Raw genomic sequence first — 19,671 nt, 5'->3', positions numbered from 1 at the left:
CCGGGACTGCCCCGGGCCGGCCTTCAGGCGCCGTTCCTATTGCGGGCTGGAGCTCAGTTCTGATCGATGAAGTCCGCGGTGAAGTCGGCCACGTCGTCCGCGAAGAAGTCACGGAAGAAGTGCCCCGCCCCGTCCACGGTCATCAGGGTGATGTCGCCGCTGTCCTTCACCGCCTCGACCTTTCGCGGCAGGTCCGGCACCACGTCGTCCTCGGAACCGGTGATCACCAGCGTCGGGATCTGCATCCCGCGAATCACCGTCGGGGTATCGTTCTGGCGGGTCGGCTCGTAGTAGCCGAGGAAGGCGCGCGGGGTCACGTCCAGTTCCTCGCAGTAGAGGAAACGCACGTCCTCCATCAGGGTCTCTTCCTGGTCCATGCGCTGGAGTTCGCGGGCCTGATCCAGGAGTACCTGCAACGGCATACCGCTTTGTTCCTCGTACTCGCTCGCAGCCTCGTCCTCGTCGAAGGTGGACGCGGCCACCAGCACCAGGGCGCGAATGCCGTCCGGGTCATGCTCGGTCAGGTAGCGGGCCACCTGGTTGCCACCGCGCGAGTGGCCAAACAGGGTGACCGGACCATAGCCCTCGTCCTGCAGCCATTGATGCCACAGGCTCAACTCCTGCAGATGGTCATCCACGCCGTGACGCACCGGGGCATCGCACTCGAACATGCCCTCGCGCGCGTCGATGCCATAGCTCAGATTGACGGACAGCGTATTCAGGCCATGGTCGGCCAGCAGATCCTGCACCGCGGCCATTACCTCCATGCGCCCATGCGCCAGGGTACCGTGCAGCATCAGGACCACCCCGTCGGAGGGGCTCGCTCCCATGCCGTCCTTCATGTGACCGATCAGGGTTCGGTCATCGTGTTCCAGCGTAACCTTCTCCGCCGCCATCACGTTCGAGGCCGCGACCAATCCGGCCACTGTCAGGGCAGCCGTGGCAATCCAGCGAGACATGGGAACCTCCTGTTATTGAGTCGTCCGGAAATAGACTCGTTCGCGCTGGGAAAATTCCACCCCGGCTGCGCGCCATGGCCTGACAGCGCGGGCCGCGCCGGCGCATGATAAGCAGGTCCGGATCCACTGGGTGATACATCTCCGGGAGACCCATGAGCGATCGCGACCCGTCACGCGACTGGCATGCCCTGAAGACCGACGAAGTGCTCCGGCGTCTGGAGACGGACGCGCACGGACTCGCCTCGTCCGCCGCGGAACAGCGGCTTCAGGATGTCGGCCCCAACCGCCTGCCGGAGGCCGCGCGCACCGGCCCCGTCCGGCGCTTCCTGCTGCAGTTCCACAATGTGCTGATCTACGTGCTGATCGCCGCGGCGGTGGGTACCGCGTTCCTTGGTCACTGGCTGGATACCGGCGTCATCCTGGGGGTGGTGCTGATCAACGCCATCATCGGCTTCATCCAGGAGGGCAAGGCGGAAAAGGCGCTGGACGCGATCCGCGGGATGCTCTCGCCCCGCGCCCAGGTCCTGCGTGACGGCCAGCGCCACAGTATTCCCGCAGAGACGCTGGTCCCCGGCGACATCGTGTATCTGCAGGCCGGGGACCGCGTCCCGGCGGACCTGCGCCTGACCGGGGCGCACAACATGCGCATCGACGAGGCCGCGCTGACCGGCGAATCGGTTGCCAGCGACAAGCAGACCGCTTCCGTGGAGGCCGGGGCCGACCTCGGCGATCGCCGTTCGATGGCCTATTCCGGCACGCTGGTGGCCTTTGGCCAGGGGCGCGGGGTCGTGGTCGGCACCGGGGCCGATACCGAGATCGGCCGCATCTCCACCCTGATCGGCGAGGTGGAGACCCTGACCACCCCGCTGCTGCGCCAGATCGCCCAGTTCGGCCGCTGGCTGTCGGTGGCCATCGGCGTCCTGGCGGCGGCGACCTTCGCCTTCGGCTACTGGGTGCGCGACTACGACCTGGTGGAGACCTTCCTCGCCGCGGTCAGCCTGGCGGTGGCGGCGATCCCCGAGGGCCTGCCGGCGATCATGACCATCACCCTGGCGATCGGGGTGCAGCGCATGGCCACGCGCAACGCGATCATCCGCCGCCTGCCGGCGGTCGAGACCCTGGGCTCCGTCACCACCATCTGCTCGGACAAGACCGGCACCCTCACCCGCAACGAAATGACGCTGAAGAGCATCATCACCACGCAGGCGGAGTACGAGCTGGGCGGGGTCGGCTACGAGCCGCACGGCGGCATTACCCGCGACGGCCAGGAGGCGGACCCGGAGGCCGATCCCCTGCTGGCCGAGATCCTGCGCGGCCTCCTGCTGTGCAACGATGCCGAGGTCTATCTGAAGGAGGACCGGTGGACCATGGAGGGCGACCCGACCGAGGGGGCCCTGATCGTCGCCGCGATGAAGGGCGGACTGGAGCCGAAGGCAATCAACGAGCGCTTCGTGCGGGATGACGTGATCCCGTTCGAGTCGTCCTACAAGTTCATGGCCACCCTGCACCATGACCATGAAGGCGGCGCCTTCGTCTTTCTCAAGGGGGCGCCGGAACGCGTGCTGGCCGTATGCAGCCAGCAGCGTACCGCCGATGGCGAGGCGCCCCTGGACGCCGAGCACTGGCAGCAATGGATGGACGGCGTCGCCGCGCGCGGCCAGCGCCTGCTCGCCCTGGCCACCCGGCGCATGGAGGATCACCGCCAGGAACTGGAGTTCTCCGACATCGAGGATGGCGGGCTCACCCTGGTGGCGGTCTGCGGGATCATCGACCCGCCGCGCGAGGAGGCGATCGAGGCGGTGGCCCACTGCCAGGAGGCCGGCATCCGCGTGAAGATGATCACCGGCGATCACGGCGTGACCGCGCGCGCGATCGCCGACGAGCTGGGCATCAGCACCGAGGGCGGCGTGGTGGTCGGTCACGAGCTGGAAGGCGCCAGCGACGCGGAGCTCGCGGAGCAGGTCCGATATGTGGACGTGTTCGCCCGCGCCACGCCGGAGCACAAGCTGCGCCTGGTGCGCGCAATCCAGAGCCACGGCGACGTGGTCGCGATGACCGGCGACGGCGTCAACGATGCCCCCGCCCTCAAGCGCGCCGATGTCGGCGTGGCCATGGGCGTGAAGGGCACCGAGGCCGCGCGCGAGGCCTCCGAGATGGTGCTGGCCGACGACAACTTCGCCTCCATCGCCAACGCGGTGGAGGAAGGCCGCACCGTCTACGATAACCTGAAGAAGGCCATCCTGTTCCTGCTGCCCACCAACGGCGGCCAGGCCTTCACCATCGTCGCCGCGATCCTGCTCGGCCTCACCCTGCCGCTGACGCCGGTACAGGTGCTGTGGGTCAACATGGTCACCGCGGTCACTCTGGCCCTCGCCCTGGCCTTCGAGCCCACCGAACCCGGCGTGATGCAGCGCCCCCCGCGCCCGCCGCGCACCCCCCTGCTGTCCGGATTCCTGCTCTGGCGCATCGGCTTCGTCTCCGCGCTGCTGGTCGCCGGCACCTTCGGCCACTTCCTGTGGCTGGAGCAGCAGGGCGTGGCGGAGGAATTCGCGCGCACCGTGGCCATCAACACCCTGGTCATGGGCCAGCTGTTCTTCCTGTTCAACAGCCGCTACATCCTGGAACCGGCACTGAACCGGGCGGGCCTGTTCGGCAGCCGCCCCGTACTGATCGCGGTCGGCGTGCTGATCGTGCTGCAGGGCCTGTTCACCTACGCCCCGCCGCTGCAGCTGCTGTTTGGCACCACCGCGATCGGGCCGGAGGAATGGCTGCGCATCCTCGCCTTCGGCCTGATCCTGTTCACCCTGGTCGAACTCGAAAAGACGCTGCTGCGCCGACGCGGTTTCAACCCCCACCAGTAGGGAACGCCCGGGAGGCTGCCCATGACCGCGACAGACACGCCCGTAACTCGATACCCCGCCCCCAACGCCAGCGTTCATAAGCCCCCTGCGCTGCACCCGACCGGGGCCTCGCTGGCCCCCCTGTGCGCGCTCGCCCTTGCCCTGTGGGGGCCAGCGGCCCTGGCGGGAGACGCACCCGAATCCCGGGTCGCCTGGGAGGAGCCGGTCGAGGTCGCGCGCGGCGAGGCCTTCCGCGGCCCCTGGCGCATGAACGCCTCGGATTTTCGCTATGTCGACGATGCCTCGGTGGCGATCAATGACCATGGCGACGCGCTGGTCGTCTGGGCCGACCAGGCGCAGCAGGCCCTGTTCCTGCAGCGCTACGACCGCGACGGCCGGGCGGTCTTCGAGCGACCGACCCGGATCGGCGGCGTGCCGGGCACCTTTTCCTGGCTGCCGCGGGTCGCAGTCGAACCGGCGCCGGACGACGCCGACGCCTTCGACGTGCACCTGCTGTGGCAGGAGATCCTGTTTACCGGCGGCGACCACGGCGGCGAGATCCTGTACGCCCGCTCCCGCGACGGGGGGCGCTCGTTCGAGGAGCACCAGAACCTGTCCCGTTCGCGCGACGGCGCCGGCAAGGGCCGCATCACCGCACAGCGCTGGGACAACGGCAGCCTGGACCTGCTGCTGACGGCCGCCGGCGAGGTGGTCGCCGCCTGGACCGAGTACCAGGGTCCGCTGCGTGTCACCTATTCCGCGGATCATGGCGCCTCCTTCGCCGAACCCGTGACCGTCAACCCGGACCCCGCGGTGCCGGCCCGCGCCCCGACCCTGGCACAGGCGCCATCCGGTCGCGTGCTGCTGGCCTGGTCGGAGGGTGACAGTCCGTCCGCGGACATCCGGATCGCCCGCTCGGACAACCTGGACACGGGCTTTTCCAAGCCTGCAACCGCGCTGGAACAACCGGGTCATGCCGACGCTCCATCGCTGGTGGTGGACGCGGAGGGCGTCGTTCACCTGGCCTTCGGGGCGATCCCGGCCAACGACCTGGAGGACTACCGGCAGCCCCATTTCCGCCGCGTGCACGTCAGTCGCGCAGACGCCGACAGCCTGGACTTTGCAGCGCCTACCCGGCTCGACGCCGAGGACTGGCCGGGCGGCTTCCCGACGCTGACCCGGGACGACCGGTGCCTGTATCTGGTCTGGCAGCGCTATCCCCACCCGACCGATCGGCCCTGGGGCCTGGCATTTACCCACGCGCCGCTGAAGTCCGCGCGGTTCGGGCCTGTCGAGGCGGTCCCGGGCACACTCGACACCCCCTACAGCGGGGGCCTGCAGGGGCAGCTGAAACGACGCGTGGCGGTCAACCGCCACGGGGCGATCGCGATTGCCCAGAGCCGCTTCATCCCGGGAAGCCACAGCGACATCCTGCTGATCCGCGGCCAGATCGAGGAGGGCGGATGCCATCCGAACCCTTCTCGCTGATGATTCACGGCGGCGCCGGGCAGATCCGCGAGGCCGGGGATCCACAGACCGCCGGCCGCTACCACGCCGCGCTGCACGCGGTACTGGAAGCCGGTCGCGAGCGGCTGGCGCAGGGCGATACCGCCCTGGATACCGTGGAGTACTGCGCGGCGCGGCTCGAGGACAACCCGCTGTTCAATGCCGGCACCGGTGCCGCCCTGACCCGGGACGGGACCGTGGAACTGGATGCCGCGATCATGGATGGCGCGGCTCTCGCTGCGGGGGCCGTCGCGGCGGTTCGCGGCATTGCCAACCCGATCCGGCTGGCGCGGGCGGTCCTCGAAGACGGGGAACATGTGCTGCTGGTCGCGGACGGCGCCGCCAGCTTCGCCCGCGAGATCGGGATGCCGCAGGTGGACGAGGACACCCTGATCACCCCGCAGCGGCGGGAACAGCTGGAGCGCGCCCTGCGCCAGGGCCGGGTCACACTGGATCATGACGAACCCGCGCCCGGGACTATCGGCGCGGTCGCGCGCGATCGCCACGGCCATCTGGCCGCGGCCACCTCGACCGGCGGGATGACCGGCCAGCGCCCCGGTCGTGTCGGGGACTCGCCGATCCCGGGTGCCGGCGTCTACGCGGACGATCACAGCGCCGCCATCTCCGCGACCGGGCATGGCGAGCATTTCCTGCGCAGTGTGTTTGCCCGGGAACTGGCCGACCGTATCGAATATCTTGGGCTGAGCGCCGCCGAGGCCCTGACCGCCAGCCTGCAGCGCCTGCGGGAGCGGCTCGCGGGCTACGGCGGGGCCATCGTGATCGACCGCAACGGGCGCTGCGCGGCCGGCACCACCACCCCGCGCATGCTCCACGGCTGGATCGAACACGCGGGCCCGAGCCGGACCCGCATCGAACCACCGGCCCGTTGACCGGGCCACGCCAGCGACCGCGGAATCACCCGACGTGCGGGTCGTGAAACGGCACTCAGTCTCACACCCCGCGGGGTTCAACCCTGCGCCGCAGTGGCGTTCCAGCGCCGCCCCATGCGGCTGCCCAGCCACACCCCGACAATCCACAGCACCAGGGACACGCCCACATAAAGCCCGGCGCGGCCTGCAGCACCCGACTGCATCAGCCACAGGCTCTCGAGACTGAACACCGAGAAGGTCGTAAAGCCGCCGCAAACCCCGGCCAGCATGAAATGACGAAACACCGGGTCGGCCGGGCGGCAGCCGCCCGGCGCGCTGATCACCGCATACAGCCCGATCAGCCACGATCCGGCCACGTTCACGGCCAGCGTGTCCCAGGGAAAGCCGGTCCCGGCCAGGTGCAGCCCGGTCCAGGAGACGCCATACCGCGCCATGCTGCCAAGGGCCGCCCCCAGCGCCACGAACAGCGAGAGCCGCAGCGAATACCCGGTCACGCCGCACCCCCTGCCAGGCGGCCCAGCGCGTGCCCGATGGCCACCAGCGCCAGCCCCCCGCCCAGGGTCAGCACGACGTAGACCAGCGCCGGGCGCAGCCCGTCCTGCTCCGCGACCCCGACCACCTGCAGGCTGAACGAGGAGACCGTGGTGAAGCTGCCGAGCACACCCACCACCAGCAACAGCCAGAGCCAGGAGGTCCACGCTGGCCCCGAGGCCCAGCCCAGCGCCAGCCCGATCAGCAGCGCACCGGAGGCATTCACCGCCAGCGTCCCCCACGGGAAACGGCCGCCCCCGGTGCGGTTGTCGATCCACTGCGACAGCCAGAAGCGCGCCAGTCCCCCCAGCGCACCCCCGGCTCCCACCAGCAACAGGCCCTCCCACCACGCCATCATGGCGCCATTGTCAGCGGCTCCGCCCAAGCTGTCGAGCATCGGGGTCAGGGCAACACTGACTCATGAACCCGCCCGCGTACCCTTCGCGCGACAACGTTACAGCGCAGACGCCTGGGGGCCACCCGTCGCGGTCGCCGCGGGTCCGGAACCGCCCACCGAAGCAACACCCCGTCGACAGAGGCGCGATGGCGACTGACCACACGTCCAGGCGGCCGCGCCGCAGAGCTCAATCCTCGTCGAGAGCGGCAAAGCCTTCGGCCAGATGATCGATCAGGCCACGCACGGCCGGTAGCTGTCCGCGCCGCGACGGGAACACCGCATGCACGATCTCGCGCGGCGGGGCCCAGCCATCCAGCACCGGCAGCAGACGGCCATCCGCCAGCTCCGTGGTCATCATCATGGTCGGCAACTGCACGATACCGACCCCGTGGCAGGCGGCAATCCGCAGGGCCGTCATGCTGCGCGTGACCAGGCGCGGCTGGTGGGCAATCCAGGCCTCGCCACCGCCGGGCCCGACAAGGTGCCACTGATAGCGTGCCTGCGGCCGGCTCAGTGCGAGGCTGGGGAGGTCTGCGAGATCCGCCGGCACCTGCGGCGAGCCCTCGCGCTGAAGCAGGTCGGGGCTCGCCACCAGCCGCTGGGCCCGGTCGGCCAGGACGCGCAGGACAAGGTCGCTGTCCTCCAGCGGCGGCGGCTCCACGCGGATGGCGATGTCGAAGCCTTCTTCGATGACGTCCACGCGGCGGTTGGTCGCGTCCAGGTTCAGCTGCACCCGCGGGTAACGGCGCTGGTATTCCGCCAGCATGGTCGCCACCCGGGCATCCAGCAGTGCGACCGGACAGCTCAGCTTGACCGTGCCACAGGGCTCGTCACGCAGGCCGTCGATGGCGTCCTGCGCGGCCTCCGCCTGCACCAGCATGGCCTTGCAGAAGGCATGGTAGATGCGCCCGATCTCGGTGACGCCGACATGCCGGGTGGAGCGCTGCAACAGGCGCACCCCCAGACGTTCTTCCAGCGCGGCGATCCGGCGACTGAGCTTGGACTTGGGCTCGCCCAGTGCCCGTGCAGCCGGGGCAAACCCGCCGTGCTCGACCACGCGGGCGAAATAGTAGAGATCGTTGAGGTCCTGCATTCTCATCGTTCCGATTATGGAACGGTGAGTGTAATTTTTGCGTACTACCCGCGCCACCGTCCTGCTGTCAGGATTCTCTTCAGGTCACAACCCACGGCCTTTCGAGGAGGACGACATGAAGACCATCCTGGGTATCTACAGCGCTCCGCCCCGCCACTGGGTCGGCAACGGCTTCCCCGTGCGTTCGCTGTTTTCCTACCAGACTCACGGCCGCCACGTGAGCCCGTTCCTGCTGCTCGACCATGCCGGACCCATGGATTTCGAACCCGCGGCCCGGCCGCGGGGAGTGGGAGAACATCCGCACCGGGGGTTCGAGACCGTCACCATCGTGCTGGATGGCGAGGTGGAACATGCCGACTCCACCGGGGCCGGCGGCGTTATCGGACCGGGCGATGTGCAGTGGATGACCGCCGGTGCCGGCATCCTGCACGAGGAGTTCCATTCCCAGCGCTTCACCCGCACCGGCGGGCGGCTGGAGATGGTGCAGCTCTGGGTCAACCTGCCGTCCCGATACAAGATGACCGCACCGCGCTATCAACACCTGGGCGTCACCGACATCCCGGAGATCGCACTGCCGGACGCCGCCGGGCGGCTAAGAGTCATTGCCGGCGAGTATGCCGGGCAGTCGGGGCCGGCCCGCACCTTCAGCCCGATGCAGGTGTGGGACCTGCGCCTGGAGCGCGATGGCGAGGTCCGCCTGGACCTGCCGCACGGCTGGAACTCCATGCTGGTGGTACTGCACGGCACCGTTCAGGTGAACGGCAGCGAGATCGCGCGCGGCGGACAGCTGGTGATGCTGAGTGCGGAGCACGAGGGCGTGATCGTCGAATCCAATAACGAGGCCACCGTGCTGGTCCTGTCCGGCGAACCCATCGACGAGCCCGTCGTCGGCCAGGGGCCCTTCGTCATGAACACGCCGGAGGAGATCCGCCAGGCCATCCGCGACTATCGCGAGGGCCGCCTGCAGCATTCCGCCCCATCCACTTGACCCAACCCCGCGGCGCACCTGCGTCGCGGCATTTCATGCCTGCCCGGCAGGCTTACACAAGGAGAACGACATGAATCAAGACTACACCTACCGCCGCCTCGACAAGGACGATGCCGCGCTGCTGCTGGTCGATCACCAGTCCGGTCTGATCTCGCTGGTCCAGGACTTCGAACCCAGCGAATTCAAGAACAACGTGCTGGCCACGGCTGCCTGCGGCCGGTACTTCGGGTTGCCCACCATCCTGACCACCAGCTTCGAGGCCGGCCCCAATGGACCCCTGGTGCCGGAACTGCAGGAGATGTTCCCCGACGCCCCCTATATCGCGCGTCCGGGCAACATCAACGCCTGGGACAACGAGGAATTCCTGGCTGCCGTAAAGGCCACCGGCAAGAAGCAGCTGATCATCGCCGGGGTCGTCACGGAGGTCTGCGTGGCCTTCCCGGCGCTGTCCGCCATCGAGGAGGGCTACGACGTGTTCGTGGTGACCGACGCCTCGGGCACCTTCAACAAGACCACCCGCGATTCCGCCTGGTCCCGTATGGAGGCCGCCGGCGTGCAGCTGATGGGCTGGTTTGCGATGGCCTGCGAACTGCACCGCGACTGGCGCAATGATGTCGAAGGCCTGGGAGCGCTGTTCTCCGAGCACATCCCCAACTACCGCAACCTGATGACCAGCTACTTCGCGCGCAACGCCTGAGCCATTAGCCACGAGCCATGAGCCATCGGGGCGGGCGGCCATCGCGGCGCCCGCCCTTTTCCGTGTTCATCGATGCGGCCCCGCCGACCTGACGCGCTGGAGGCCTTCCCAAGGTCCCAGATCACCGGGGACATGCGCCTCCGGATTGCCGGGATGGTAAAGTGCGGGCCCAGAAAGGGCCGTAAAGGGCCTGTTCCTCATTCAAACCGCATTGGTCGCAGGAGCATCATGGCGCAGTACATCTTTACGATGAACGGCGTGGGCAAGATCGTCCCGCCGAAGAAATACATCCTCAAGGACATCAACCTGAACTTCTTCCCGGGCGCCAAGATCGGCGTGCTGGGCTACAACGGTGCGGGGAAATCCACCCTGCTGCGCATCATGGCCGGCGTGGACACCGAGATCGTCGGCGAGGCGCGGCCACAGCCGGGCATCAACATCGGCTACCTGCCGCAGGAACCGCAGCTCGACGAGAGCAAGGACGTGCGCGGCAACGTCGAGGAGGCCGTGGCCCCGATCAAGGAGGCGCTGGCCGAGCTGGATCAGGTGTATGCCGCCTATGCCGAGGCGGATGCGGACTTTGATGCCCTGGCCGCCAAGCAGGGCGAGCTGGAGGCGAAGATCGAAGCGGCCGACGGCCACAACCTCGAGCGCAAGCTGGAGGTGGCCGCGGACGCCCTGCGCCTGCCGCCGTGGGATGCCGACGTGAAGACCCTGTCCGGGGGCGAACGCCGCCGCGTGGCCCTGTGCCGCCTGCTGCTGTCCAGCCCGGACATGCTGATCCTCGACGAGCCGACCAACCACCTGGACGCCGAGTCCGTGGCCTGGCTGGAGCGCTTCCTGCAGGAGTTCCAGGGCACCGTGGTCGCGGTCACCCATGACCGTTACTTCCTCGACAACGTCGCCGGCTGGATCCTCGAGCTGGACCGCGGCCAGGGCATCCCGTTCCAGGGCAACTACTCGCAGTGGCTGGAACAGAAGGAAAAGCGCCTGAAGCAGGAGGAAAAGGCCGAGGCCGCCCGCGTGAAGGCGATGGAGTCCGAGCTCGAGTGGGTGCGCTCCAACCCGAAGGGCCGCGGCGCCAAGAGCAAGGCCCGCCTGAAGCGCTTCGAGGAGATCGCCTCGACCGACTACCAGAAGCGCTCCGAAACCAAGGAGATCTACATCCCGCCGGGCCCGCGCCTGGGCGACAAGGTGCTGGAGGTGGAGAACCTGTCCAAGCACTTTGGCGACCGCGTGCTCTACCAGGGCCTGTCGTTCTCCGTGCCGCGCGGTGCACTGATCGGTGTGATCGGCCCGAACGGCGTCGGCAAGACCACGCTGTTCCGCATGATCGCCGGGCAGGACCAGCCGGACGACGGCTCGATCGAGCTGGGCGAGACCGTGCAACTGGCCTACGTGGACCAGAGCCGCGATGCGCTGCAGGACGAGAAGACCGTCTGGGAGGAAATCTCCAACGGCCAGGACATCATCCAGGTCGGCTACTTCCAGATGCCGTCACGCGCCTACGTCGGCCGCTTCAACTTCAAGGGCACCGACCAGCAGAAGCGCATGAAGGAACTGTCCGGGGGGGAACGCAACCGCGTGCATCTCGCCAAGCTGCTGCAAAGCGGCGGCAACTTCCTGCTGCTCGACGAACCGACCAACGACCTGGACGTGGAGACCCTGCGCGCGCTGGAAGAGGCCCTGCTGGACTTCCCCGGCTCCGCGATCGTGATCTCGCATGACCGCTGGTTCCTGGACCGCATCGCCACCCACATCCTCGCGTTCGAGGAGGACGGCAACGTGGTGTTCTTCGACGGCAACTACCAGGAATACGAGGAAGACCGCCACAAGCGCCTGGGCGCCGAGGCCGACCAGCCGCACCGGGTCAAATACAAGCGACTCGCCTCCTGACCTACCCCCGAAGGCCCGGCACCCGCCGGGCCTTCGTCTTTCCGCCCCCGGAACATTGGCCATATGGTCATCGCCAATGCCTGCTGCATCGGGCCGGCCTGCGCCGAGGCTACGGGCGAATCGGCCGGGTCTGCTCCAGAAATGCCTCCGTAAAGCCTTCCAGCTCTGCATCTTCGATCAGCCCTTCGCGCCGCATACACAGGAACTGATCCAGCGCCTTCGAGCGGGCATGGCCATCGAAGATGAATGCAAGCCGCTCGTTCGCTTCGTTCAGCTGCTGATAGAGATCCAGAAAGCGTTCGTGATTCGAGCGGTCTTCCTGTTCCATTGCCGCCCGGCAATCGGCCAGGGCGCGCTCGCAGTAGCGATCCAGCGCGGTCTTCTTCAACTGGCTGAACCGTTTCCAGTCCGATTCCTTGATCATCCCGGAGGCCTCCTGAAATTCGACACGTCAGGGGGTCAGGCGGATGCACACCCAACAGCTGGGAAATGATGCAGCGGCCGCAGCCGCTCCGCCAACCTTATCGGCGATCGCAGCTCGCGGTCAGGCGCCCGTCCACTGGCTCGGTGGTCATCCCGGTATCGACGAACCGGCCTTCGGCATGCAGTTCACCGCCATCAATCCGGATCAGCGGCTCCGACGCACCGCCGGCGACGCTGATCCACTGCCCGCCCATGCGCGTCCGATTGGCCTCCAGCACCTCGCCCCCCGCACGAAAATCGCCAAACTGGGCCGAAATCGAATGCGTCAGCATCCCGGCGACCTCGTTGCGCGAGGCGAACACCCGCAGCGGGCCGCGGTCAGTATCGGCGCGCGCCACCAGCGTCTGGTAGCGATCATCCGCATCACCGGAGAAATCGCAGACCTCCATCTCCAGCGCGTATTCCTCGCCATCCAGGACCAGGTTCGCGACCTCGGCCGCTTGCGCATTCACGGAAACCAGCGAAACGGCCAGCAACGACAGCAAACCTCCAGGCACTACCAGCGCAAGACGCATGCGGCAACTCCTTTGCAGAGATGGGTACGGAAGGGAAGCTTACCCCATTCCCCTAGGGAAACACTGATTAATGCACGCGCTCGCGCTCGAGTCGCTTTTGCGTGCGAACAAGGCGCGGTGACTGCCGTGCAGTCATTCTGCACAAGGGAGCCGCAACGCTGTGCGCGCACAAAAGCGGCCGAGCCCCTGCATTGAATGATTTGTGGGGTTGGCACCCCAGGTTCCCCGATCCTGCGTTGCGGCACTTGCCGGTAGAACCACTACCGGCTGCGCACCGCGCCTTGTCTCGGAAAACCTGGGGTGCCAACGCGAGTGTGTACATTGATCAGTGTTTGCCTAGGCACCACGCGAGGCCCGGCATGGGACCGATTCCACCCCCTGACCCTGCGCCGATCGGTTCTTGCAGCCGGACGTGCATTCCCTTCCCCCGGAATCTGGTCCATATTCACATGACGCAGTCGGTGAGAAGGGCCCCGTTCGCGGGCCGGTCGGGCGTCGGGGCGGAGGGCGATGCAGGAATCCTTCGGCAGCACAGCAAGCGCGGACGCCGCCGAGTGCCGCGAAGGGCAGCGCCTGCCGCCCGAACGCATCGCGACCTGCCGCCTGCAGCTGCACCCGGGCTTCACGCTGGACGACGCCGCCGAGGTCGTCCCCTATCTGGCCCGGCTGGGCATCTCGCACGTCTATCTCTCGCCGATCCTGCAGGCGGTGCGCGGCAGCACCCACGGCTACGACGTGGTCGACCCCTCCCGGGTCAACAACGAACTCGGCGGCGAACCGGCGCGCCAGCGCCTGTGTGCGGCGCTGGAGGCCGCCGGGATAGGGCTGGTGCTGGACATCGTACCCAACCACATGGCGGTGGCCGGGGACCAGAACCCGTGGTGGTGGGATGTGCTGGAGAACGGCCCATCCAGCCGGTTCGCGATGCATTTCGACGTGGACTGGGAGTCTTCGGAAGAGCGCTGGCCCAACAAGGTCCTGCTCCCGGTGCTGGGCGATCATTACGGCCGTGTGCTCGAGGCCGGCGAGATCCGGCTGCAATACGATGGCGGACTGTTCGATCTTGCCTATTACGAGCACCGCTTCCCGCTGGATCCATCCTCGCTCAATGACCTGCTCGACCGCGCCGGTCGCGCCACGGGCATCGAGTTTCTGGGCTTTCTCGCGGAATCCTGCGCACGCCTCCCGCAGCCCCAGCTCACCGGGCGCGACTCGGTAGCACGCCGGCACCGCGACCAGGGCGTCATTCGCCAGTTGCTGGACGAAATCACCCGCGACGACCCGGCGGCCGCCGAGGCCATCGCGGCCGAGGTGGCCCGGATCAACGCCGATCCCGATGCGCTGGACGCGCTGATCGAGAAGCAGAACTATCGCCTCGCCTGGTGGCGCACGGCCGGACGCGACCTCGGCTACCGGCGGTTCTTCGACATCAACGACCTGGCCGGACTGCGCCAGGAGCGGGAGGACGTGTTCCGGGCCGTGCATGCACTGCCGGTGCGCTGGGTGGCGGAAGGCGCGGTGCACGGCCTGCGGGTCGACCATCCGGATGGCCTGCGCGATCCCGGGCAGTACTTCAACCAGTTGCGCCGCGCCTGTCCGGGCACCTGGATCGTCGCCGAGAAGATCCTCGAGCCCGACGAGTCGTTGCCGCGCGACTGGCCAATCGCCGGCACCACCGGCTACGACTTCCTCAACCGCGTGCAGGGGCTGTTCGTGGACCCGGCCGGCGAGGCCCCGCTGACGCGGCTGTTCGAGGAACTCACGGGCGAAGACGCCGACTACCCGGGGCGGGTCTACGAATGCAAGCGCCTAGTGCTGAAGGACCTGCTCGGCAGCGAGCTGAACCGCCTGAGCTCGCTGTTCGTGGCGATCTGCGAGCAACACCGGCGCCACCGCGACTACACCCGCCACGAGCTGTACCTCGCCCTGCTGGAGGCGGCCGCCTGCTTCCCGGTCTACCGCACCTACCTCGCCCCGCGCGAAGGTGGCGTGACGGCGGCGGACATCGCCCGCGTCGAGACCGCGATCGAGCAGGCCGCCGCGCGCCGCCCGGAACTGGACAGCGAATTGCTGCAGTTCCTGCGTGACCTGCTCTTGCTGCGCATCCCCGGCGAGCACGCGACCGAACTGGCCCTGCGCTTCCAGCAGGTGACCGGCCCGGCGATGGCCAAGGGTGTGGAGGATACCGCTCTGTACCGCTTCCACCGCCTGACGGCCCTCAACGAGGTCGGCGGTGACCCCGGTCGCTTCGGGATAGCGGTGGACGAATTCCACGCGGCCAGCGCCCGCGCCCGGGCCCGACACCCCGAGGCCATGCTGACCACCTCGACCCATGACACCAAGCGCAGCGAGGACGTGCGCGCCCGGCTGCTACTGCTTTCGGAGATCCCGGAGGCATGGGCCGCGGGCGTGCGCGGCTGGATGCACCAGAACGCACGCCACCGCACCGGTGAATGGCCGGACCCGGCGATCGAGTATCTCTACTATCAGACCCTGGTAGGCGCCTGGCCGATCGACGCCGAGCGCATGACGGCCTACCTGGAAAAGGCCGCACGCGAGGCCAAGCAGCAAACCAGCTGGACCCAGCCCCAGGAGGACTACGAACAGGCCCTGCGCGCGTTCGTGGCAGGGACCCTCGGCGACCCTGGGTTTCGCGAGGCGCTGGAGTCATTCCTGCGGCCACTGGTCGCCCCCGGCCGCACCAACAGCCTGGCGCAGACGCTGATCAAGCTGACCGCGCCCGGGATCCCGGACCTCTATCAGGGCAGCGAACTGTGGGACCTCAGCCTGGTCGATCCGGACAACCGCCGCCCGGTGGACTTTGCCACGCGTGCCCGGCTACTGGAGGAGCTTCAGCACCTGAGCCCGACACAGATCCAGGCGCGTGCCGACGAGGGCCTGCCCAAGCAGTGGGTGGTGCAGCAGGCCCTGGCCCTGCGCCGCCGTCACCCGGAATGGTTCGACCCGGATGCCGCGTACACCCCGCTGCGCGCCAGCGGCGAACGCGCCAGTCACGTGGTCGCCTACCTGCGCGGCGAAGGAGCGCTGGTGCTAGTGCCGCGTCTGGTGCTCGGACTCGCGGGCGACTGGCGCGATACCCGGCTGATGCTGCCGCCCGGCACCTGGCACAACCGCCTGTGCGTCGCGACGCTGCAAGGCGGCGAGCATCCGGTCGCGGAGATCCTGGCGGCGTTTCCGGTGGCCCTCCTCGAACGCGAGCAGGCCGCGCCATGACGACCGTGCGCGTGTGGGCCCCGGAGGCGAATCGGGTCGAGCTGGTGTGCGTTGACAATCGCATGCCGATGGACCACCAGGCAGACGGCTGGTGGTCGCTGGAGACAGAGCAAGTCGTGCACGGCAGCGACTACGCCTTCCACGTCGACGGCAACGGCCCGTTCCCCGATCCGCGCTCCGCCTGGCAGCCGCAGGGCGTGCACGGCCCGTCACGCTGGCTGGACCATGCCCGCTTCGACTGGCACGACGCCGGCTGGCAGGCGCCGCCGCTGGCCGCGGCGGTGATCCAGGAGCTCCACGTCGGCACCTTCACCCCGACGGGCAGTTTCGACGGCGTGACCGAGCGCCTGGACCATCTGGCCGAGCTCGGCGTGACCCATCTGGAACTGATGCCGGTGGCGGAGTTCCCGGGCGCGCGCGGCTGGGGCTACGACGGGGTGAACCTGTATGCCCCGCATCACGCCTACGGGGGCCCCGAGGGTCTGAAACGCCTGGTCGATGCCTGCCACCAGCGGGGCCTCGCGGTGCTGCTGGACGTGGTCTACAACCACCTCGGCCCGGACGGCAACTACCTGGCACAGTTCGGCCCGTATTTCACCGACCGTTACCAGACCCCCTGGGGCGAGGCGGTCAACCTCGACGGGCCCGACAGCGATGCCGTGCGCCGCTTCTTCATCGACAACGCCCGGATGTGGCTGCGTGACTATCACCTCGACGGCCTGCGCCTCGACGCGGTGCACGCGATCGTCGATACCTCGGCCACCCATTTCCTCGAGCAGCTCGCCGCCGAGGTGCAGCGCCTGGGGCGCGCGCTCGGGCGGCATCTGGTGGTCATCGCGGAGAACGACCGCAACGACCCGCGCGTGACCCGGCCGGTCGAGGTCGGCGGCTACGGCCTGGACGCGCAATGGAACGAGGATTTCCACCACGCCCTGCATGCCCTGCTGACCGGCGAGTCCGACGGCTACTACGCGGACTTCGGACAGCTCGCGGATATCGACCGGGTGCTGACCCGGGGCCTCGCCTACGACGGCCGCTACTCGCACTACCGTCGGCGTACCCACGGCCGCCCGGCATCCGACCTGCCCGGGCGGCGCTTCATCGGCTGCCTGCAGAACCATGACCAGATCGGCAACCGGGCGCGCGGCGACCGCATCGGTGCGCAACTTGCCCCCGGCCTGCTGGAGATCGGGGCCGCACTGGTGCTGACCAGCCCCTTCGTGCCCCTGCTGTTCCAGGGCGAGGAATGGGCGGCCACAGCGCCGTTCCTGTATTTCACCGATCATGTCGATGCCGAGCTCGGGCGGGCGATTCGCGAAGGCCGCCGGCGCGAGTTCGCGGCCTTCCTGCGCGATCCCCGCGACATCCCCGATCCACAATCCCGCGAGACCTTCGTACGCTCCCGGCTGGACTGGGACGAGCGCGAACGCGCACCCCATGCCCGGATCCTGCGGTGGTATCGCGCGCTGATCGCCCTGCGCCATCGCCACTGGACCTTCGCCGATGACCGCCTGGAGTCGATCGAGGTGCGCTTCGACGAAGCGGCGCGCTGGATGCAGATACAGCGACCGGGGCTGCTGCTGGCCTGCAACCTGCAGCCGGCCCCGCAACGCCTGGACTGCCCGGAGGCCCGGGGGCTGCACAGCCTGCTGTGCTCCGATGCGGGTATCGTGGTGGAGTCGGAGAGCCTGACCCTGCCCGGCGAATCCGTGGTCATCCTGGGGACTGACCGATCCACTTGGGCCACCTTGCGTGGCGAGGGAGTGATGCAGTGACGCTGTCCGACCGCCCCGTACAACGCATCGACGGCTACCTGCCCATCGAGGATCACGGCCTGATCGGGAATTGCACCACTGCCGCGCTGGTCGGCCGCGACGGCGCCATCCCCTGGATGTGCGTGCCCCGCTTTGACTCCGAGCCCCTGTTCTGCGCCCTGCTGGACCAAAAGCGCGGTGGTGCCTTCCGCGTGGCCCCGGAACCGCTGATCGCCTCGCACCAGCGCTACATCCCGGACACCGCCGTACTGATTACCGAGATGACCGGCCCGGAGGGCCGGGTTCGCATCACCGACTGCCTGCCCCTGCGCGCGGGGGCGGACCTTTCCGAGGACGCCCCCGCCGGGCGCAACGAGCTGCTGCGCCGGATCGAGGTGCTGGAGGGTCGGGTACGTCTGCGGGTGCAGATCGCGCCCCGCGGTGGCGCGACCGTTGCGCCGCATGGCGCCGGCCTGCGCCTGGCCCTGCACCACCAGCCGGAGCTGGACCTGGCGCTGAACACCTCCCTGCCACTGGAGGCGCTGGACAGCCTGCATGAACTCGAGTCCGGCGAGCAGCATCACCTGCTGCTCGGTTGGGGGCCGCACACGCACCGGTTCCAGGCCCGCACCCCGCAGGAACTGCTCGAGGCCACGCTGCTGGTCTGGAGACGATGGATGCGGCACTTCGATTATGCAGGTCCCCGGGAAGAGCTCGTCCGCCGCTCGGCGGTCACCCTCAAGCTGATGGACTACACCGCCACCGGGGCGATGATCGCGGCCCCCACCTCCTCCCTGCCGGAGGCGATCGGCGGCCCCCGCAACTGGGACTATCGCTACGCGTGGATCCGCGATGCGGCGTTTTCGGTCTATGCGATGAGCGATATCGGCATGACCCACGAGGCCGCCGGTTTCATCGGCTGGGCCCTGGACGCGGTCGATCGCGCAGGCTGGCCACGGGTGCTGTACGACGTGGATGGCCACCTCCCGCAACCCGAGCGCAGCGACCCCGAACTGGAGGGATACCGCGGCTCGGGCCCCGTACGCTGGGGGAATGGCGCGGTCGAGCAGCGCCAGCACGACGTATTCGGCGAGATCCTCGACTGCGCCTGGCGCTGGGTCCGCTGGGGCGGCACGCTGGACGATCACCTGTGGGGGCGCCTGCGGCGCCTGGTCGAATCCGCCAACACGGAGTGGAAAAACCCCGACCACGGGATCTGGGAAGTGCGCACGGCCGGGCGCCCCTTTACCTACTCCGCCGCCCTCTGCGCGGTCGCGCTGGAGCGCGGTGCCGCGCTGGCCGAGACCAATGGCATGGAAGGCAACAGTGCCCTCTGGCGGGCCGAGGCGCGGCAGATCCGCGAAGCGATCCTGGAACAGGCCTGGGACCCCGAACTCCAGAGCCTCACCGAGCATCTGGGTGGCGGCGGCATCGAAGCGAGCCTGCTGGCCCTGCCGGGACGCGGCGTCATCCCCGCGGATCACCCGAAGATGATCGCCACCACCGAGGCCGTCGTGCGACGCCTGGGTGCCGGAAACGGCCTGCTCTACCGCTATCTGCCGGAGGAATCCCCGGACGGGCTGCCCGGACACGAGGGCGCGTTCGTGCTGTGCAGCTTCTGGCTGGCCGACAACCTGCTGGGTCAGGGTCGCCTGGGCGAGGCCCAGGCACTCTACGACTCGCTGTGCGAACGCAGCAACCACCTGGGCCTTCTGCCGGAACAGATCGACCCGGCCAGCGGGGCCTTCCTCGGCAACTTCCCGCAGGCCTTCAGCCACGTCGGCCTGATCGCGACCGGCATCAAGCTCGCACGGGCGTTAAAGAACGCCAGCACCGACGGGCCCTGAGGGCCCGAGCCACAGCCGGATGCAGAGCGGAGTGGAGCGGC

The 19,671-nt window shown here is 68.5% G+C and carries 15 protein-coding genes; 9 read left to right on the top strand and 6 right to left on the bottom strand.

The window, feature by feature from the left end:
• Positions 1 to 53: 53 nt before the first annotated feature.
• A complete protein-coding gene (locus tag F793_RS0111220; RefSeq protein WP_018882680.1) occupies positions 54 to 959 on the bottom strand; it encodes an alpha/beta hydrolase in 906 nt (301 codons plus the stop codon).
• 152 nt (positions 960 to 1,111) lie between these two features.
• Here F793_RS0111220 and F793_RS0111215 point away from each other — a divergent pair, with 152 nt between their 5' ends.
• From F793_RS0111215 to F793_RS0111205, 3 genes are read left to right on the top strand one after another with little or no spacing between them, the layout of a single operon-like run.
• Positions 1,112 to 3,820, top strand: a complete 2,709-nt coding sequence (locus tag F793_RS0111215) for a cation-transporting P-type ATPase (protein ID WP_018882681.1) — start codon at positions 1,112 to 1,114, stop codon at positions 3,818 to 3,820.
• 21 nt (positions 3,821 to 3,841) lie between these two features.
• Complete coding sequence (locus tag F793_RS0111210; protein WP_018882682.1) at positions 3,842 to 5,287, top strand: sialidase family protein; 1,446 nt, start codon at positions 3,842 to 3,844, stop codon at positions 5,285 to 5,287.
• The gene (locus F793_RS0111205; protein WP_018882683.1) at positions 5,263 to 6,195 is read left to right on the top strand and encodes an isoaspartyl peptidase/L-asparaginase family protein; all 933 of its coding nucleotides are present in this window, start codon (positions 5,263 to 5,265) and stop codon (positions 6,193 to 6,195) included. Before F793_RS0111210 ends, F793_RS0111205 begins: the two co-directional genes overlap by 25 nt.
• Before the next feature lie 77 nt (positions 6,196 to 6,272).
• Here the strand turns inward: F793_RS0111205 and F793_RS0111200 are convergent, their stop codons facing one another.
• From F793_RS0111200 to F793_RS0111190, 3 genes are all read right to left on the bottom strand, one after another.
• Complete coding sequence (locus tag F793_RS0111200) at positions 6,273 to 6,689, bottom strand: CrcB family protein (RefSeq protein ID WP_018879553.1); 417 nt, start codon at positions 6,687 to 6,689, stop codon at positions 6,273 to 6,275.
• Positions 6,686 to 7,084, bottom strand: a complete 399-nt coding sequence (gene crcB, locus F793_RS0111195) for a fluoride efflux transporter CrcB (protein WP_026280904.1) — start codon at positions 7,082 to 7,084, stop codon at positions 6,686 to 6,688. The genes F793_RS0111200 and crcB overlap by 4 nt, the downstream gene beginning before the upstream one ends.
• 226 nt (positions 7,085 to 7,310) lie before the next feature.
• A complete protein-coding gene (locus tag F793_RS0111190) occupies positions 7,311 to 8,222 on the bottom strand; it encodes a LysR family transcriptional regulator (protein ID WP_026280905.1) in 912 nt (303 codons plus the stop codon).
• A 109-nt stretch (positions 8,223 to 8,331) separates the two neighbouring features.
• On the opposite strand from F793_RS0111190, the gene F793_RS0111185 reads away from it, so the two are divergent.
• From F793_RS0111185 to ettA, 3 genes are all read left to right on the top strand, one after another.
• Complete coding sequence (locus F793_RS0111185; protein WP_018882686.1) at positions 8,332 to 9,204, top strand: pirin family protein; 873 nt, start codon at positions 8,332 to 8,334, stop codon at positions 9,202 to 9,204.
• 70 nt (positions 9,205 to 9,274) lie between these two features.
• Positions 9,275 to 9,901 (top strand): isochorismate family cysteine hydrolase YcaC, encoded by a 627-nt coding sequence (ycaC, locus tag F793_RS0111180; protein WP_018879549.1) that lies wholly within the window; start codon positions 9,275 to 9,277, stop codon positions 9,899 to 9,901.
• Positions 9,902 to 10,129: 228 nt separating this feature from the next.
• Positions 10,130 to 11,797, top strand: coding sequence for an energy-dependent translational throttle protein EttA (gene ettA / locus F793_RS0111175; RefSeq protein ID WP_018882687.1), 1,668 nt, complete (start codon positions 10,130 to 10,132; stop codon positions 11,795 to 11,797).
• Between the two features lie 109 nt (positions 11,798 to 11,906).
• On the opposite strand, the gene F793_RS0111170 is transcribed toward ettA, so the two are convergent.
• The gene (locus tag F793_RS0111170; protein WP_018865991.1) at positions 11,907 to 12,221 is read right to left on the bottom strand and encodes a hypothetical protein; all 315 of its coding nucleotides are present in this window, start codon (positions 12,219 to 12,221) and stop codon (positions 11,907 to 11,909) included.
• A gap of 97 nt (positions 12,222 to 12,318) precedes the next feature.
• On the bottom strand, positions 12,319 to 12,795 hold the full coding sequence (locus F793_RS0111165) for a hypothetical protein (protein WP_026280906.1): 477 nt from the start codon (positions 12,793 to 12,795) through the stop codon (positions 12,319 to 12,321).
• A 510-nt stretch (positions 12,796 to 13,305) separates the two neighbouring features.
• On the opposite strand from F793_RS0111165, the gene treY reads away from it, so the two are divergent.
• From treY to F793_RS0111150, 3 genes are read left to right on the top strand one after another with little or no spacing between them, the layout of a single operon-like run.
• On the top strand, positions 13,306 to 16,029 hold the full coding sequence (gene treY / locus F793_RS0111160; protein ID WP_018882689.1) for a malto-oligosyltrehalose synthase: 2,724 nt from the start codon (positions 13,306 to 13,308) through the stop codon (positions 16,027 to 16,029).
• Positions 16,026 to 17,804 (top strand): malto-oligosyltrehalose trehalohydrolase, encoded by a 1,779-nt coding sequence (gene treZ / locus F793_RS0111155; RefSeq protein WP_018882690.1) that lies wholly within the window; start codon positions 16,026 to 16,028, stop codon positions 17,802 to 17,804. The genes treY and treZ overlap by 4 nt, the downstream gene beginning before the upstream one ends.
• Positions 17,801 to 19,630, top strand: coding sequence for a glycoside hydrolase family 15 protein (locus F793_RS0111150; protein WP_018882691.1), 1,830 nt, complete (start codon positions 17,801 to 17,803; stop codon positions 19,628 to 19,630). The genes treZ and F793_RS0111150 overlap by 4 nt, the downstream gene beginning before the upstream one ends.
• The last annotated feature ends 41 nt before the right edge of the window (positions 19,631 to 19,671 follow it).

This window comes from Thioalkalivibrio sp. ALE22 (assembly GCF_000381445.1).
Taxonomy (GTDB): domain Bacteria; phylum Pseudomonadota; class Gammaproteobacteria; order Ectothiorhodospirales; family Ectothiorhodospiraceae; genus Thioalkalivibrio.
The sequence above is the reverse complement of the archived record's forward strand: the minus strand, read 5'-3'. Positions and strand labels throughout refer to the sequence as shown.